Annotated in this window: 2 protein-coding genes; both read left to right on the top strand. The window is 65.1% G+C overall.

Annotated elements, in window-relative coordinates:
- The first annotated feature begins 1 nt into the window (after position 1).
- Positions 2-7828, top strand: coding sequence for an amino acid adenylation domain-containing protein (locus AC0IW7_RS19125; RefSeq protein ID WP_471820118.1), 7827 nt, complete (start codon positions 2-4; stop codon positions 7826-7828).
- Positions 7828-19974, top strand: coding sequence for a non-ribosomal peptide synthase/polyketide synthase (locus AC0IW7_RS19120; RefSeq protein ID WP_471820116.1), 12147 nt, complete (start codon positions 7828-7830; stop codon positions 19972-19974). Before AC0IW7_RS19125 ends, AC0IW7_RS19120 begins: the two co-directional genes overlap by 1 nt.

Below are 19974 nucleotides of genomic sequence, written 5' to 3'. Positions count from 1 at the left end.
CATGACCCCGAACACCACCGCCCGCATTGCCGAAAAGTTCATCGGGTTATCGCTCGAACAGCGTCGCCAGTTCCTCGCCAGGTTGCAGCAAGACGGTAAAGATTTCAGCCTGCTGCCCATCGTCGCCAGTCGTCATCAGCAGCCGCATTTGCCGCTGTCGTACGCCCAGCAGCGGTTGCTGTTTCTCTGGCAAATGGAACCCCACAGCGCGGCCTACAACATGGCCGCCGCCTTGCGCTTGCAAGGTTCGCTGGACGAACAACGGCTGCAAGCGGCGTTTGATGGTTTGCTGCAACGCCACGAAACCCTGCGCACGGTGTTCCAGCTCGAGGGCGAGCAGGCCGAGCAAAAAGTGCTGCCGGCGCAGCCCCTCGTAGTGCAGCGCAGCGACCTGAGCCAAGTGCCCGCCGACCAGCGAGAGGCGCAGGTTCAAGCGCAGGTGGAAGCCGACGTTGCGCAGCCTTTCGATTTGCTCACGGGCCCGCTGCTGCGCGCCAGCCTATTCAAACTCGCCAACGACGAACATGTGTTGTTGGTGTGCATGCACCACATCGTCTCCGACGGTTGGTCGATGGATGTGATGGTGCGCGAGTTTGTGCAGCTCTATCAGCACGGCGCCGGCAGCCTGGCCGAGCTGCCGGTGCAATACGCCGATTACGCGCTGTGGCAGCGGCGCTGGTTGGAGGCGGGCGAGGGCGAGCGGCAATTGACCTACTGGCGCGAGCAGTTGGGCGATGAGCATCCGTTGCTGGACGTAGCCGCGGATTTCCCCCGGCCGCCGGTACAAAGCTATGCCGGCGCCACCGTGCGCTTCGACTTTGGCCCATCGCTGTCGCAACGCATGCAGGCGCTGGCGCGCAGCCAGGGCAGCACGCTGTTTATGCTGGCCTTGGCCGGCTACGGCTTATTCCTCGCGCGCCACAGCGGCCACCACGACATCCGCATCGGCGTGCCGAACGCCAATCGCGGCCGCGAAGAAGTGGAAGGGCTGATCGGCTTTTTTATCAACACCCAGGTACTGCGCTGTCGGATCGACTGGCGCCAGAGCTTCAACGCCTTGCTGGCCCAAGTTCGCGAAACCAGCCTGGCCGCCCAGGCCCATGAGCAATTGCCGTTCGAGCAACTGGTCGAGGCGTTGCAGCCGCAACGTAGCCTCGGGCACAACCCGTTGTTTCAGGCCAAATTCAACCAGAACGTCGGCCTGCAAACGCGCGAAGCCTTGCAGCTGCCGGGGCTGAGCATTAGCGAATACCCGCTGCACAAAGTCGGCACGCACTTTGATCTGGCGCTGGATATCACCGACACCGGCGCCACCGTGTTGGGTGAAATGACCTATGCCAGCGACCTGTACCAGCCCGCCAGCATCGACGGGTTTATTGCCAGCCTGCGCGCGTTGTTCGAACAGGTACTGGCCCAGCCGGACGCACCGCTGTGCAGTCTAATCAACACGCCGGCGCCGACCGCGCCGGTTAGCCGCGCTGCGCTGCCCTGCGTGTTGGAGCGCTGGAATAAGCAGGTCGCCGAGCAGCCGCAGGCGCTGGCGGCGGTGTGCGGCGACCTTCGCCTGAGCCACGCCGAGCTGGAGGCTCAGGCCAACGCATTGGCCGCCCACCTGCAACACCGTGGCGTGCGTGCTGGCATGCCGGTGGCGGTGCTGTTGGAGCGTTCGATGCCCTGGCTGGTGACGTTGCTGGCGACGCTGAAAGCCGGTGCTGTGTATATGCCGCTGGATGTGAAAGCGCCGACCGAGCGTGTAGTCGCCATGCTGCAACGCGCCAACGCCGCGCTGGTGGTGCTGGCCGCTGACGATGAGCGCCGCGAGCAACTGGGCGGCGCCGTACTCGCTTATGCCCCGGAGCAATGGCCCGCCAACGCCACGCCGTATCCGGTGGTGTTGCAGCCAAACAGTCCGGCGTATGTGATTCATACCTCCGGTTCAACCGGCCAGCCCAAGGGCGTGTTGGTGGCCCATGGCGCGCTCGCCAGTTATGTCGACGGCGTGCTTGAACGCCTGGCCTTGCCGGCCGGCGCGAGCATGGCGCTGGTCTCCACCATCGCTGCCGACCTCGGCCACACCTTGGTGTTTGGCGCGCTGTGCTCCGGACGGCCATTGCATGTCATGGAGCCGGAGCTGGGGTTTGATCCGGATCGCTTCGGCGCCTATATGGCCGCCGAGCAAATCGCCGTGCTGAAGATTGTTCCCAGCCACCTCAACGGTTTGCTGCAAGCGGCGAACCCCAGCGATGTATTGCCCAGCCACGCGTTGCTGGTGGGCGGCGAGGCGTGCTCGCAGGGGCTGTATCAGCGGGTGCGCCAGCTCAAGCCGGGGTGCCGCTTTATCAACCACTACGGCCCGAGCGAAACCACCGTCGGCGTGCTCACCCATGAGCAAACCGGCGAGCTGCTGGAAGGCAACGTGCCGCTCGGCACGGTGTTGCCGGGCGTTCAGGTGCAGGTGCTGGATGGGTTTCTGAACCCGCTGCCAGAGCGCGTGGCCGGTGAGCTGTATATCGGCGGCGCCAGCGTTGCCGACGGCTACCTGGGCCAGCCGGCGCTGACAGCCGAGCGCTTTGTGCCGGACCCGTTCGGCGCGCCCGGCTCACGCGCGTACCGCAGTGGCGACCGGGTGCGCCGCAGCGCCGACGGCGTGCTGCACTTCCTTGGCCGCAGCGACGAGCAGGTGAAAATTCGTGGCTACCGCGTCGAGCCCGGCGAAGTGGTGAAAGTCCTTCGCCAACTGCCCGGCATCAGAGACGCCGCCGTGCTAGCTCAGCCAGTGCAAGAGCAACTGCAACTGGTCGCCTATTGCGTGGGTAGCGTGTCGGCAGCGGTCATCAAAGACCACCTGCAAACCCTGCTGCCGGACTACCTGATTCCCGCCCACATCCTCACCCTTGAACGCCTGCCGCTCACCGCCAACGGCAAGCTCGACCGCCGCGCCTTGCCCAGCCCGCAGGTGCAGCAACTCACCTACGCGGCGCCGCGCAACGAGGTGGAAAGCACCTTGGCGGCGATCTGGCAGGACGTGCTGAAAGTGGCGCAGGTGGGCGTGCACGATAACTTTTTCGAGCTGGGCGGCGACTCGATTCTGAGCCTGCAAATCATCGCCCGCGCCAAGCGCCAGGGGTTGAAACTGACGCCGCGCCAACTGTTTGAACAACAAACCGTGGCGCAACTGGCGCAGGTCGCCAAGCCAGTCGTAGTCAAAGCTGCCGCCACCGCCGCAAGCAGCACCGAGATTCACCTGTTGCCGGTGCAGCAACGCTTTTTCGAAATGGCGCTTGAGCAGCCGCAGCACTACAACCAGGCGGTGCTACTGACACTGCGCCAGCGGCTCGGCGCCGACACCCTTGAGCGCGCGGTGCACGGGCTGCTGCAACAGCACGAGGCGCTGCGTTTTGGCTTCTACCAGAACCACGGGCAGTGGCTGGCACGCCCGCGAGCGCTGGCGGGCAGCGACGTGCTGTGGCAACGCGAGGTGGCCGATGCCGGCGAACTCACCGCCATCGCCGAGCTGGCGCAACGCAGCCTCGACCTAAGCGAAGGCCCGCTCTTGCGCGTGGTGTTGTTCAGCCTTGCCGATGGCACGCAGCGCCTGTTGCTGGTGATTCATCACTTGGCCGTGGACGGCGTGTCGTGGCGCGTGCTGCTGGAAGACTTGCAAGCGCTGTGCGCTGGGCAAACGCTGGAAGCGGCGCCTAGCCAACAGCGCTGGGCCGAGCACCTGGCGCACTGGTCGCGGCAGCAGGGCACTGCATCGCTGAGCCACTGGCAGCACGCGTTGCAGCATGTCAGCGCCGAGTTACCGGCCGCCCGTGCCGGCGCCAGCCTGAACCTGGAACACAGCCACAGCCTGTATTGCCGCCTGAACGCCGAGCACACGCGGCAACTGCTGCAACAAGCGCCCGCCGCCTACCGCACGCAGGTCAACGACCTGCTGCTCACTGCACTGGCGCGCAGCGTGTGCCAGTGGACCGGGCAGCCCAGTGCCTTGCTTCAGCTCGAAGGCCACGGCCGTGAAGCGCTGTTCGAGGACATCGACCTGTCGCGCAGTGTCGGCTGGTTCACCAGCTTGTTTCCCCTGGCGCTGAGCCCGGCCGCCGAGCTGGGCGAATCGATTCAAACTATCAAGGAGCAACTGCGTGCCGTGCCGCACAAAGGCATCGGCTTTGGCGCGTTGCGTTACCTCGGCACGCCCGCGCAGCAAGCCGCACTCGCGGCATTGCCGCAGCCGCGCGTGACGTTCAATTACCTCGGCCAGTTCGACCAAAGTCTGGCCGCCGACGGCGTGTTTGCGCCGGCTGACGAAGCCATCGGTGCGTTGCAGAATCCGCACAACCGCCTCGGCAACTGGCTGAGCATCAACGGCCAGGTGCTGAACGGTGAGCTGGAACTGGGCTTCACCTTTAGCCGCGACATGTTCGCCGAGGCCGACATCGCCGCGCTCGCCGAGCGTTACGGCAACGAGCTGCGCGCCGTCATCGCGCATTGCCTGAGCGACAGCGCCGGCGGCGCCACGCCCAGTGATTTCCCCTTGGCCGGGTTCACGCAGCAGCAGTTGCAGCAGTTGCCATTCGACCTGCGCCAGGTCGAGGCCATTTACCCGTTGTCGCCGATGCAGGAAGGCTTGCTGATGCATACGTTGCTGGAGCCTGGTTCCGGCATTTACATGATGCAGTACTGCTACACCGTCGACAGCGCCATCGACCCCGAGCGTTTTCGCCTTGCCTGGCAAGCCGTGGCCCAGCGCCACGACGCGCTGCGCACGCGGTTTTCGTGGACCGTGGGCGAGCGCATGGTGCAGGTGGTGCAGCGCATCGCCACGCCCGATGTGCAGATTCACGACTGGCGAGCCGTGCCGGCCAACGAACATGAAGGCAAATTGGTTGCCCTGCTGGCCGACGAGCGCCGCGACGGTTTTGACCTGCAAAACGCCGTGCCTTTTCGCCTGCGCCTGATTCAGTTGAGCGCCCAGCGCTTCGGCTTTGTGTTGAGCAATCACCACATTCTGATCGACGCCTGGTGCCGCTCGCTGCTGATGGACGAGTTCTTTGCCGAGTACGCCGCGCTGGCCCACAACCGCAGCGCCGCCTTGCCGCCCGCTTCGCGCTACGGCGATTTTATTGCCTGGCTGCAACAGCAAGATCGCCCGGCTTCGGAACGCTTCTGGCGTGAACAGCTCGCCGGCTTTGAGCAACCCACGGGCCTGCCATTCGACCGTCAGCCGCTGCGCGATGCCGGCCATTCGTTGATCGGTGATGTACAAACCCAGCTGAGCCGCGAACAGACCCAGCAGTTGCAAGCCACCGCGCAGCGTCTGCAACTCACCGTCAACACCTTGGTGCAGGCGGCGTGGGCGCTGACGCTGCACCGTTACAGCGGCGAGCGCGACGTGCTGTTTGGTGTGACGGTTGCCGGTCGCCCGGTCGACATGCCGGACATGCAGCGCACTGTCGGCCTGTTTATCAACAGCATCGCCCTGCGTGTGCACCTGCCCGAGGCCGGCAGCGCCACTCGCGTGGGCGAATGGCTGCAAGGGTTGTTTGCCCTCAACCTGCGCCTGCGCGAGCACGAACATTTGCCCTTGGTGGACATTCAAGCGTGCAGCGAAATCGGCAAGGGCCAGCCGCTGTTCGACAGCCTGTTTGTATTTGAAAACGCGCCCGTTGAAGACGGCGTAATGGAGCAGGCGCAAAGCCTTAACGTCAGCTCAGACTCCGGCCGCACCCACACCAACTACCCGATGACTGTGGTGATTTACCCCGGCCAGGCGCTCGGTCTGCATTTGTCGTATGACCAGCGCTGGTTCGAGCGCAGCACCGTCGAGCAACTATTGGCCGACTTCAATTACCTGCTGCTGCAACTGGCCGAGCAGCCGCAACAGCGTTTTGATGCGTTGCCGTTGTTGGCCGAGGACGAACGCCGCCGGTTGCTCGTCGACTTCAACCAGACCGCCCGCGACTACCCGTTGCAGCACGGCTACGCGACGCTGTTCGAGCAGCAAGCGCACCAACATGCGAACCGAGTGGCTGCCCGCTGCGGCGGCGAGCAATGGCATTACCACGAACTCGACAGCGCCGCCAACCGCATGGCCCAGGAGCTGCTGCGCGCTGGCGTGCAGCCGGACCAACCGGTGGCGCTGCTGGCGGAACGCGGGTTGCCGCTGTTGGGCATGATCGTCGGCACCCTGAAAGCGGCGGCCGGCTACCTGCCGCTGGACCCGCACCTGCCGGCCGAACGCTTGCGCCACATCCTCAGCCTGAGCCGCGCGCCCGTGCTGGTGTGCACCGCCGAATGCGTGCCAGCGTTGCAACCGCTACTCGCCGCTGTCGACGCCAGCCAGCGCCCGCAATTGTTGATCTGGGAACAGCTGCAACAGACCGGCGACGCCAGCGCGCCAGACGTACCCATTGGCCCGCGTCACCTGGCTTACGTCATCTACACCTCCGGCTCCACGGGGCAACCCAAGGGCGTGATGGTCGAGCAGGCCGGCATGCTCAATAACCAGCTGAGCAAGCTGCCGTATTTGCGCCTGAGCCACGACGATGTGATCGCGCAAACCGCCTCGCAGAGTTTCGATATTTCCGTGTGGCAGTTCTTGACCGCCGCGCTGTGCGGCGCGCGGGTGGAAATTGTGCCGGACGCCATCGCCCATGATCCGCAGGCGCTGCTGGCCCATGTCAACGCCGCCGGTATCAGCGTGTTGGAAAGCGTGCCGTCGCTGATTCAGGGCATGCTGGACGGCGAGGCCGTTGCCTTGCCCGGCCTGCGCTGGCTGCTGACCACCGGCGAGGCGATGCCGCCGGAACTGGCGCGGCGCTGGTTGCAGCGTTACCCGCACATTCCGCTGATTAACGCCTACGGCCCGGCCGAGTGCTCGGACGACGTGGCGCTGACGCCCATCAGCGAGGCGCATACCGCGAGCATTTATCTGCCCATCGGCTTGCCCACCGACAACAACACACTGCACGTGCTCGACGGCCAGTTGGAGCTGGTCGGCGTGCGGGCCGTGGGCGAGTTGTGTGTGAGCGGCACGGGGGTGGGGCGCGGGTATGTCGGCGACCCGGTTCGTACCGCGCTGGCCTTTGTGCCAGACCCTTACGCCAGCACGCCGGGCCAGCGTTTGTACCGTACCGGCGACCTGGCGCGGCGCCGCGTCGATGGCGTGTTGGAGTACGTCGGCCGCCGCGACCACCAGGTGAAAATCCGAGGCTTGCGCATTGAACTCGGCGAAATCGAAGCGCGCCTGAGTGAGCAGCCCGAGGTGCGCGAGTGTGCCGTGCTGGCCCAGGACCAAGCCAGCGGCCGGCATTTGGTGGCCTATGTGACCGCCAGCGAGCCAAGCGGCGACGAGGCGCAACAGCGCGCCCTGCGTGATCGCCTCAAGGCGGCGCTCAAGCGGCATCTGCCGGAGTACATGGTGCCGCAGCAGTGGGTGGTGCTCGACGCCATGCCGCTGAACGCCAACGGCAAGCTCGACCGCAAGGCGCTGGCGGCGATTGAAAGCCAGGCCGTGTACGGCGATTTCGTCGCCCCCGAGGGCGAGCTGGAAATGCAGCTGGCGGCGGTCTGGCAAGAACTGCTCGATGTTGAGCGCGTGGGCCGGCACGACAACTTCTTCGAACTCGGCGGCCATTCGCTGCTGCTGGTTCGGGTGATTTCCCGGTTGAAAAACACCCTCGGCGTCGACCTGCCCATGCAGGATTTCTACCGCGCCAGCAGCGTGGCCGAACTGGCCGCATCCATTGAACAGAGCAGGGAACACGGCAGCGTCGAAGACGACTACGACGCCATCTTCGCCACCCTCGACGAACTGGAGGAGGCGTGATGCTCAAGCAGCCCTCGGCACACACCCAAGCACTGGTCGACCGCATCAAAGGGCTGGGCTTTGCCAAGCGCCGTGAACTGTTCCAGAAGCTGACCGAAAAGGGCGTCAATGTTGGCCGCCTGCCCATCGTGCCGGCCAGTGAGCGCGACGCCTTGCCACTGAGTTACGCCCAGCAGCGCCAGTGGTTCCTCTGGCAACTGCAGCCGGACAACAGCGCGTACCACATGCCCACCGCTATTCGCCTGCAAGGCGCGCTGGACCGCGAGGCCCTGCAATACGCCTTCAACACGCTGGTGGCGCGCCACGAAAGCCTGCGCACGGTGTTCGAGCTGCGCGACGGCCAGCCGCAGCAACGTATTCAAGCAGCGGGCGCAGTCACCATCGAGCGCGTGCCGATGCCCGCTGCCGATCTGCCGGCAATCACCGAGGCGATTAGCCGCCAGGCGCAGCGGCCGTTCGATCTGCAACACGGGCCGCTGCTGCGAGTGCAGCTGTTACAAATCGCCGACGACGACGCGGTATTGCTGATCGTGCAGCACCACATCGTTTCCGATGCCTGGTCTATGCAACTGATGGTTGAGGAGTTGATCGGCCTGTACCAAAACCGGCGCCTGGGCCTCGACAACGCGTTGCCGCCGCTGCCGATTCAATACGCCGACTACGCCGCCTGGCAGCGGCAGTGGATGGAAGCCGGCGAAGGCGCGCGGCAACTGGCGTACTGGCGCGAACAATTGGCCGGCGCCGACACCCTGCTGGAATTGCCCGGCGACTGGCCGCGCCCGGCGCAGCGCTCCGGGCAGGGCGAGCGCCTAAGCGTGGAACTGCCGTTTGCCTTGGCCGCAGCCATCAAACAACTGGCGCAGCGCGAAGGCTGCACGCCGTTTATGGCGCTGCTGGCGTCGTTCCAGTTGCTGTTGCAGCGCTACAGCGGGCAAACGCAGATTCGCGTTGGCGTGCCCTCGGCCAACCGCAACCGGGGCGAAACCGAGCGGCTGCTGGGCTTTTTCGTTAACACCCAGGTGTTGAGCGCGAACGTCGACCCCCACGCCTCGTTTTGCGACCTGCTCAGGGAAGTGCGGCAAGCCGCTGTGGACGCTCAAGCCCATCAGGACCTGCCGTTCGAGCAATTGGTAGACGCCCTGCAACCCGAGCGCAGCCTCAGCCACAGCCCGTTGTTCCAGGTGCTGTTCAACCATCAGGTGAGTACCGCAACGGGCGAGGGCATGCACCTGCCGGGCTTGCAGGTCAGCCAAGTGCAATGGGCAATGCCGACCGCGCAGTTCGACCTGAGCCTGGATTGCACCGAGCACCCTGGCGGCATTAGCGCCGACTTTATCTACGCCACCGACCTGTTCGACGCGCCGCGTATTCAACGGATGGCCCGGCACTGGCAGAACCTGCTGCACGCCATCGTCGCCGCGCCGGATGCGCGCTTGGGCGAGCTGCCGATGCTCGACGAACAGGAACGCGAGCAGGCGCTGAACGGCTGGAACCAGACGCAGCGGCGCTATCCGGATGCACCGTTTGTGCACCGTCGGTTTGAAACACAGGTGACGTTGCAACCGCACGCGCCGGCGCTGGTGTTCGGCGAAACGGTACTGAGCTATGGCGAACTCAACAGCCAGGCCAACCGCCTGGCGCAGCACTTGCGAACGCTGGGCGTTGGCGCCGATGTGCTGGTGGGCATTGCGGCCGAGCGCAGTGTGGAAATGGTGGTGGGTTTGCTCGCCATTCTTAAAGCGGGCGGGGCTTATGTGCCGCTGGACCCGGAGTATCCGCAAGACCGTTTGGCCTACATGTTTGAAGACAGCGGCATCGCTCTGTTGCTGACGCAATCGCACCTGCTCGATGCGCTACCCATTCCCCTCGGGCTGACGTGTTTGGCGCTGGACCAGCCCGCTGCCTGGGCGGATCAATCAGGCGAAAACCTTGAGGTTGAGCTGCACCCGGAAAACCTCGCCTATGTGATTTACACCTCCGGCTCCACCGGCAAACCCAAGGGAGCCGGCAACCGCCACGTGTCGCTGTACAACCGCCTGGCCTGGATGCAGGACGCCTACGCGCTGGATGCCAGCGACAGCGTCTTGCAGAAAACGCCGTTCAGCTTCGACGTGTCGGTGTGGGAGTTTTTCTGGCCACTGATGGTTGGGTCGCGCCTGGTGGTCGCCGGCGTTGGCGATCACCGTGACCCGGCCAAGTTGGTTGAGCTGATCACCCGTGAGCGCATCACCACGCTGCACTTTGTGCCGTCGATGTTGCAGGCTTTTGTGGCCGACGAACTGGCCGCGCAGTGCCAACAGCTCACGCGAATTATCTGTAGCGGCGAAGCCTTGCCCGTCGAGTTGCAACGGCAAACCCTGGCGTTGCTGCCCAACGCGGGCCTTTACAACTTGTATGGCCCCACCGAAGCCGCTATCGACGTCACCCACTGGACCTGCCGCGAAGAAGGCCGTGATGCCGTGCCCATCGGCCAACCCATCGCCAACCTGCACACCTATGTGCTCGATGCCGAACTCAACCCGGTCAGCCCCGGCGTGATCGGCGAGCTGTACCTGGGCGGCATCGGCTTGGCGCGCGGTTATCACCGTCGCCCGGCGTTGACCGCCGAGCGTTTTGTGGTCGACCCATTCCGCGCCGGGCAACGCCTGTACCGCACCGGCGACCTGGCCCGTCAGCGCGAAGACGGCGTGATCGAATACGCCGGGCGCATTGACCATCAAGTGAAAATTCGCGGCCTGCGCATTGAACTGGGGGAAATCGAAGCGCGCTTGCAGGAGCTGCCGGCCGTTCGCGAGGCGGTGGTGATGGCGGTAGACGGCAAGCAACTGCTCGCCTACGTGGTGCCGGAACCGCAAAGCCTGGCCCGCGCCGAAGCCGAGGTACAAGGCGGTTACCTGCGCGCGCTCAAGGCTAGTCTGCTCAGCACATTGCCCGACTACATGGTGCCCACGCTCTGGCAGTTGCTGGAACGGATGCCGCTGTCGCCGAACGGCAAGCTCGACCGCAAAGCGCTGCCCAAGCACGAAGCGGCGCCCGCGCAAACGGCCTACCAGGCGCCACAAAATGAGTTGGAGCATCAGTTGGCCGCCCTCTGGCAAGAGGTGCTGCGCGTTGAACAAGTGGGCGTCGATGACAATTTCTTCGAGCTGGGCGGCGACTCGATTATTTCCATCCAGATTGTCAGCCGCGCCCGCCAGGCCGGCATCCGCTTCGCCCCGCGCGACCTGTTCCAGCACCAGACCGTGCGCCGCCTGGCCGCTGTGGCGCAGCGCAGTGAAGCGTTGCAGGTGGAGCAGGGACCGGTGACCGGCGAGGCGCCGTTGCTGCCGATTCAGCAGGCATTTTTCGCCACGGCCATTCCCCAGCGTCAGCACTGGAACCAGTCGCTGTTACTGGCGCCGGCTGAAACCCTGGATGCCGCCTTGCTGGAACAGGCGCTCAATCAGGTGGTGAACCATCACGACGCCCTGCGCCTGCGTTATCGCCAACTGGACGAGGGCTGGGTGCAGGAACACGCGGCGCTTAATGGCAACGATGGGCTGCTCTGGCAAATGCACTTCGACCACGTCGCACAGTTGCCGGCGTACTGCAACGACGTACAACGCAGCCTCAACCTCAGCGATGGCCCGCTGCTGCGCGCGGCGCTGCTGCACCTGGCCGACGGCACGCAACGGCTGCTGCTGGTGATTCACCATTTGGTGGTGGACGGCGTGTCGTGGCGCATCCTGCTGGAAGACCTGCAAAGCGCCTACCGCCAGGGTCGTCTGCCGGCGAAAACCAGCGCCTACCAAACCTGGGGGCGGCGCTTGCAGCAGCACGCGGTCAGCGCGGCCATGGGCGGCCAGCTCGCCTATTGGCAGCAGGCACTGGCGCACGCGCCGCATGACCTGCCGGCTGACAATCCTGCCGGTTCGCTGCAGCAACGCCATGCCCGCAGCGTGGCCACACGGCTGAGCGCCGAGCACACCCGGCAGTTGTTGCAACTCGCACCGGCTGCCTATCGCACCCAGGTCAACGACCTGCTGCTGACGGCGCTGGCGCAAGCGGTGTGCGAATGGAGCGGGCAACCCTCGGCGCTGATTCAACTGGAAGGCCATGGCCGCGAAGAGCTGTTCGCCGATATCGATCTGTCGCGCACCGTGGGTTGGTTTACCACCCTGTTCCCGGTGTGCCTGCAACCGTCGGCGGACCTGGCGGCGTCGATCAAGCACAGCAAACAACAGCTACAGAACATTCCCGACAAAGGCCTGGGCTTCGGTCTGCTGCGCTACTGCGCCAGCGCTGAGGTTCAGCAGGTGCTTGCCGCCTTGCCGCAGCCGCGCATCACCTTCAACTACCTCGGCCAGTTCGACGCCGACTTCGCCGGCGACAGCCTATGGACGCCGGCCGACGAAGGCCGTGGCGCCGGGCAGGACGAGGCGGCGCCGCTGGGCAATTGGCTGAGCGTGGACGGGCAGGTGTATGGCGGCGAGCTGAGCCTGAACTGGACCTTCAGCAGCGAAATGTTCAGCCAGGCGCGCATTCAGCAACTGGCCGACGCCTATCAGCAGGCGCTGGTGGCGGTGATCGAGCATTGCCTGGTCGACGACAACGCCGGCCTTACGCCAGGCGATGTGCCGATGGCCGAACTGACCCAGGCGCAACTCGACGCCTTGCCGGTGCCGGCACGGCAGATCGCGACCGTGTACCCGCTGTCGCCCATGCAACAGGGCATGCTCTTTCACAGCCTGTACGAGCCCAACGGGCCGATCTATATCAACCAGATGCGCGTGGATATTCACGGCCTCGATGTGCCGCGTTTTACCGCCGCCTGGCAGCAGGCCGTGGACCGCCATGAGCTGTTGCGCGCCGGCTTCGTGTGGGACAACGGCCTGGAAACGCCCCGGCAGATCATCCACCGTCACGCGGTGCTGGAGGTTTCGGTGTGCCCGCACGGCAGCGATACCGACGCCGTCGCCGCCAGCGAACTGCAACGGGGCTTCGACCTGGCGCGCCCGCCGTTGCTGCGCTTGGCCCTGGTGCCCACGGGCGATCAGCGCTACCACCTGATCTACACCAGTCACCATATTTTGCTGGACGGCTGGAGCAATTCCCGGCTGCTCGGCGAAGTGCTGCAAGCCTACGCCGGGCAAGCGCTGGTGGCGCCCGCGCGCGATTACGCCGACTACCTCGGCTGGCTACAGCGCCAAGACCGCGCCGCCAGCCTGGCCTTTTGGCAAGCGCAACTGGCGCCGCTGGAAGAGCCAACGCGCCTGGCGCTGGCCTGCGGTCATCACCTCGACGGTACGCCTGGGCAGGACGCGCATGTGGTGAACCTGGGCACGGCGTTCACCCACGACCTGCAAGCCTTCGCCCGTCAGCAGCAAGTGACGCTCAATAGCCTGCTGCAAGCGGCGTGGGCGGTTCTGTTGCAACGCTACAGCGGGCAGGGTTGTGTTGCGTTTGGCGCCACCGTGTCTGGCCGGCCGGTGGAGTTGGCCGGCATCGAGGAACAGCTGGGGCTGTTTATCAACACCTTGCCGGTGGTGACCAGCCCGCCGCGGGCGCTCAACGCCGTGCAGTGGACCCGTGCGGTGCAGGCGCAAAACCTCGCGCTGCGCGAGCACGAACACATGCCGCTGGCCGAGCTGCAACGCTTGGCCGGGCATAACGGCGAAGCCTTGTTCGATACCTTGCTGGTGTTCGAAAACTACCCGGTGTCCGACGCCCTGGCCGCCGCGCCGGGCGGGCTGCGTTTTGCCAACCTGGCGTACAGCGAACAGAGCGGATATGCGCTGACGCTGATTGCCCAGGTTGGCGCCGAGCTTGAGCTGGGCTTCCACTTCCTCACCGAGCACTTCAGCGCCCAGCGCATCCAGCGCATCGCCGGGCAACTGGTGCACCTGCTCACGCAGTTTATGGCGCAACCGCAGCGCGCCATCGGCGACGTGCCGTTGCTGGTCGACGCCGATTACGCCCGTGTGGTGAACAGCTGGAACGACACGGCGAAGCACTACCCGCACGTGCCGTTTGTGCATCAGCTGTTTGAAGCGCAAGTAGCCCGCCAGCCGCAGGCGCCGGCATTGGTTTTTGGCGCCACGGCGCTGAGCTATGGCGAACTCAACAGCCAGGCCAATCGCCTGGCACAGCACCTGCAAATTTTGGGCGTTGGCGCTGATGTGCTGGTGGGCATTGCGGCCGAGCGCAGCGTGGAAATGGTGGTGGGCTTGCTCGCCATTCTGAAAGCCGGCGGCGCGTATGTACCGCTGGACCCGGAATATCCGCAGGACCGCTTGGCGTACATGTTTGAAGACAGCGGCATCGGCTTGCTGCTGACCCAATCGCACCTGCTCGACGCGTTGCCCATTCCCGTTGGGTTGACGTGTTTAACGCTGGATACGCCGTACGCCTGGGCCAATCAATCAAGCGAAAACCTTCAGGTTGAGCTGCACCCGGAAAACCTCGCCTACGTGATTTACACCTCCGGCTCCACCGGCAAACCCAAGGGGGCCGGCAACCGTCATGTCGCGCTGTACAACCGCCTGGCCTGGATGCAAGACGCCTACGCGCTGGATGCCAGCGACAGCGTGTTGCAGAAAACGCCGTTCAGTTTCGATGTGTCGGTGTGGGAGTTTTTCTGGCCGCTGATGGTTGGCTCGCGTCTCGTGGTTGCCGGCGTCGGCGATCACCGTGACCCGGCAAAACTGGTCGAGCTGATCACCCGCGAGCGCATCACCACGCTGCACTTTGTGCCGTCGATGTTGCAGGCATTTATCAGCGATGAGCTGGCCGCGCAGTGCCAAAACCTCACGCGCATTATCTGCAGTGGCGAAGCGTTGCCCGTGGAATTGCAACGGCAAACCATGGCCATGCTGCCCAATGCCGGCCTCTACAACTTGTACGGACCCACCGAAGCCGCTATCGACGTGACCCACTGGACGTGCGTCGAAGAAGGCCGTGACGCCGTGCCCATCGGCCAGCCCATCGCCAATCTGCACTGCTACGTGCTCGACTCCGAACTAAACCCGGTCAGCCCCGGCGTCACCGGCGAGCTGTATCTGGGCGGCGTTGGCCTGGCGCGCGGTTATCACCGTCGTCCGGCGCTGACTGCGGAACGCTTTGTGGTCGATCCGTTCCACGCTGGGCAGCGGCTGTACCGCACGGGCGATCTGGCCCGCCAACGCGAAGACGGCGTTATCGAATACGCCGGGCGTATCGACCATCAAGTGAAAATCCGTGGCCTGCGCATCGAGCTGGGCGAAATCGAGGCGCGGCTGCACGAGCAACCCAACGTTCGCGACGCCGTGGTAGTGGCGCAGGACGGCAGCCATGGCAAATTTCTGGTTGCCTATGTGGTGGCGGAGCAAGGCGCGGAAATCGCCGACGTGAAGGCCGCGCTGTTGGCGCAGTTGCCCGATTACATGGTGCCCTCGCACTGGCTGCTGCTGGAGGCGCTGCCGCTGTCGCCCAACGGCAAGCTCGACCGCAAGGCGTTGCCCGTGCCGGAGCAGAGCGTGGCGCAGCACGCCTATGTCGCGCCGCGTAATGCGCTGGAGATGCAACTCGCCGCCATCTGGCAAGACTTGCTGCGCGTCGAGCAGGTCGGCATCGAAGACAACTTCTTCGAGCTGGGCGGCGACTCGATCATTTCCATCCAAATTGTCAGCCGCGCCCGCCAGGCCGGCATCGCCCTTGGCCCACGTGATCTGTTCGAGCAGCAAACCATTGCCCGACTGGCCCAGGTGGCAGGCACAGGTTCGGCGGCGCAACCGGCCGTGCGGCGCATTCAAATCGACCCGATGCAACGCGCCTCGCTGCCGGTGGCTGAAGACGCTATCGAAGACGTGTACCCGCTCTCGCCGATGCAAAAAGGCATGCTCTTTCACACCCTGGAAGACAGCGGCGAAGCGCTGTATATCAATCAGGTGAGCCTGCCGGTGACTGGCCTCGACGTGGCGCGTTTTGAAGCGGCGTGGGCGTTTGTTACCGCGCGCCACGGCGTGCTGCGCACCAGTTTCCACTGGCAGGCCGAGCTCAGCGAGCCGCTGCAAGTGGTGCACAAACAGGCGCGCATGCCCTTGGAAATCCGCGATTGGCGCCAGCGTGCCGTTTACGACGAGGCACTTGCCGAGCTGGCACAGCAGGAAGCGTTGCGCGGTTTTGCGCTGGACCAGGCGCCGCTGCAACGCATGCTGCTGGTGCAGCTGGGCGAGCAGCATTTCCACATGATCTGGACCAGCCACCACCTGTTGATGGACGGCTGGAGCAGTTCGAATTTGTTCGCCGAAGTGCTGCAGCACTACGCCGGCCGCCCGCTGCACGACACACCCGGGCGCTACGGCGACTTTATCGCCTGGCTGCACAGCCAGGACAAAAGTGCCCTGGAAGGCTTCTGGCGCGCGCAGCTGGCAAACGTCGAACCGACGTCCCTGAGCCAGGCCGTATACCCGCGCCACGCCAGCGAGGAAAACGGCCACGCCGCGTTGTATTCCAACTGGAACGACGCGTGGACGGCGCGCCTGCAACAGCATTGCCGGCGGCTGCGCATTACCCCGAACACCTTTATCCAGGGCGCCTGGCTGCTGCTGTTGCAACGTTACACCGGCCAACGCACCGTGAGCTTTGGCGCCACGGTGGCGGGCCGTCCGGAAAGCCTGCCCGGCGCCGACAGCATGCTCGGGCTGTTTATCAATACCTTGCCGGTGATTCAGACCCTGCACGCCGAGCAGCCGCTGGACACGTGGTTGCAACAGCTACAGGCCTACAACCTCGACATTCGCGCCTATTCCCACGCGCCATTGGCCGACGTGCAGCGCTGGTCCGGGCAGGGCGGGCAGGCGTTGTTCGACAGCATCATCGTGTTCGAGAACTACCCCATCGACCAACGCTTGCGCGAGGCTGAGCCGGCTGGGCTGAGCTTTGGTGCAGCGAAGGATCTGGGCGTGACCAACTTTGCCATGGACTTGGCCGTTCACTTGGGCGACAGCCTGATGATCGAGTACATGTACCTGCGCGCCAGCTTCAGCGAGCAGGGCGTGGCGCAAATTGGGGCGCTCATGGAAGCGACACTGGAGGCCATGCTGGATGCGCCGCAGGAGCGCCTGGGTAATCTGCAACGGCTGCCCGCCGCGACGCGCAGCGAGTTGCAGCAGTGGAGCGCCGCCCCGGCGCCGAGCCATCGTCAGCAGCTACTGCCGGACCTGATCGCCGAGCAGGCCCGGCAACAACCGCACGCCCTGGCGGTTGCGTGCGGCGATGTGCAGCTGAGTTATGCCGAACTGGATAGCGCCGCGAACCGACTGGCGCGTGTGCTTCAAGCGCGTGGCGCGGCGCCGGAAGTGGTGGTGGGCGTGGCGTTGCCGCGCTCGGTAGACATGATTGTGGCGCTGTTGGCCGTGATGAAAATCGGCGCTGCCTATGTGCCGCTGGACCTCGACTACCCGGCCGAACGCCTGGCCTACATGATCGACGACTCGGCCATGGCGCTGCTGATTACCCGCAGCGAGGTGCAGGGCGCGTTGCCGATTCCGCCGGACGTGGGCGTGGTCGCGCTGGACCTGTTGCCCGCCGACGGCGACAGCCGCGCGCTGGCCTCGCCGCTGCTGGCCGACAACCTTGCCTACCTCATTTACACCTCCGGCTCCACCGGTCGCCCCAAAGGTGTGGCCGTCACCCATGGGCCGCTGAGCATGCACTGCCAGGCGATTGCCCAGCTGTACGAAATGAACGCCAGCACCCGCGAGCTGCTGTTTATGTCGTTTGCCTTCGACGGTGCCCACGAACGTTGGCTAAGCACCTTGGCCAGCGGCGGTGCGCTGGTGATTCGCGATGGCAACCTGTGGACCCCGGAACAGACCTGCGCCGTGCTGCACCAACAGCGCATCAGCATCGCCTGTTTTCCGCCGGCTTATCTCAAACAATTGGCCGAATACATCGAAGCCAGCGGCGTGCCGGCGCCGGCGGTGCACACCTACTGCTTTGGCGGCGACGCGGTGCCGGAGCAGAGTTTCGAACAAGTGAAAGCAGCGCTGCGACCGGCGTACTTCACCAACGGTTACGGCCCGACCGAAACCGTGGTCACCCCCATGCTCTGGCGCGTGCCGCTGAGCGGGCGCTGCGAGGCGGCGTATGCGCCCATCGGCAAAGCAGTGGGGCTGCGTTCGTTGCATGTGCTGGATGCCGACCTCAACCCGTTGCCGGCCGGGTTTGCCGGCGAGTTGTACATCGGCGGTTATGGCGTGGCGCGCGGTTATCACGGGCGGCCCGACATCACCGCCGAACGCTTCGTGCCCGACCCGTTTGGCGAAGCGGGCGCGCGCCTGTACCGCACCGGCGACCTGGTGCGCCTGCGCAGCGACGGCGTACTCGACTACGTGGGGCGCATTGACCACCAAGTAAAAGTGCGCGGCTTTCGCATCGAACTCGGCGAAGTCGAAGCCAGCCTGCGCCGCCAGCCGGGTGTTGAAGACGCCCTGGTGATCGCCCGCGATGGCGCCTCGGGCAAGCAGCTGATCGGCTATGTGGTCAGCAGCGAACGTGCAAACGGCGAAGCGCTGCGAGCGGCACTGCGTGAGCAACTGCCCGACTATATGGTGCCCGCGCAAGTGCTGGTGATGGCCGCGTTTCCGGTCACACCCAACGGCAAACTCGACCGCAACGCGCTGCCGGAACCGCGCTTCACCAGCAGCGGTTATGTGGCGCCGCGCACTGACCAGGAACGCCTGCTGGCCGAGATCTGGGCCGAGGTGTTGCAGGTGGAACAGGTGGGCATCACCGACAGCTTCTTTGAACTGGGCGGCGACTCGATTCTCAGCCTGCAAGTGATCTCGCGCGTGCGGAATCACCCGGCGTTACAGCTGCAACTGAAACTGCGCGACCTGATGCGCCAGCCGACCATTATCGGGCTGCTGGGCCAGCCGCAGTCGGCAGTGAGCGCAGCGCCTGCCTGTGTGCCCGTGGACGACCGTCAGTTCGCCTTGCTGCCCGTGCAAGCCGCGTTCTTCGCCCGGCATACGGGTCAGCCGCAGCACTTCAACCAAAGCCTGCTGCTGCGGGCCACCGCGCCACTGAACCGCGAGGCGTTACGGCGCGCCGTGGCGACGGTGGTGGCGCATCACGACAGCTTGCGCCTGCGCTTCAGCCACGACGGCGGGCAGTGGCGTCAGGCCTATGGGCCGATCGACAACGAGCCGTTGTTGTGGGAAGAAACCGTCGCGGACGAGGCGGCTTTGCTGGCGCTATTCAACCGTGCCCAGCGCAGCCTCAACCTGCAAACAGGCCCGCTGTTACGCGCCGTCCACGCCACCTTGGCGGACGGCAGCCAGCGGCTGTTGCTGGTGGTGCATCACCTGACCATGGACCTGGTTTCATGGCGTGTGCTCAGTGAGGATCTGCTCCAGGCTTACGCCGGCAACTCGCCGGAGAAAACCGCCAGCTACCGCGCCTGGATCGAACATTGGCAGGCGCAGCTGCCGCGCCTGGCTGCCGAGCAAGGCGACTTCTGGCTGCAGCAACTGGCAGACGAAGGCGCTGCCTGGCCCTGCGACAACCCGCGTGGCAGCAACAGCGTGCAGCATCAGGCAACGGTGCGCCGCACGCTGAGCAGCGACGGGCTGCCAGGGCGCACGGCGTCGGTAAACGAACTGCTGCTCACCGCACTGGCCAGCGCGTTGTGCCAATGGACGGGCCAGGACAGCGTGACCGTCGAACTGGAAACCCATGGTCGGGCGACTGACGACCGCGCGCCGGACGTTAGCCGCACCCTGGGTTGGTTCACCAGCCAATTCCCCTTGCGCCTGAAGCCGAATTTGCACGCCGTTCAGCATGCGCTGCGCAGCGTGCCGGATAACGGCATCGGCTTCGGCTTGTTGCGCCCGCAATGGACCAACGACGCCATGCCGAACGTCAGCTTCAGCTACCTCGGCCAGGCCAACGCCAGTTTTGGTGAGGCGGGCGCTGCATTCGCCGTCGCCAGCGAACCGCTTGGCGACGAGCACGGCCCGGATGCGCCGCTCGCCAACGAACTGGAAGTGGTGGCGCAAATCAGCGACGGGCAGCTGGACTTGCGCTGCAACTTCAGCAACCGCCGCTACCGCACCCAGCGCATCGAACAGCTGATGGATGCCTGCGTGTTCCACCTCACACACCTGCTGCAACCGGAGGCGTAA

The organism is Pseudomonas sp. AC229 (assembly GCF_979254655.1).
The sequence above is the reverse complement of the archived record's forward strand: the minus strand, read 5'-3'. Positions and strand labels throughout refer to the sequence as shown.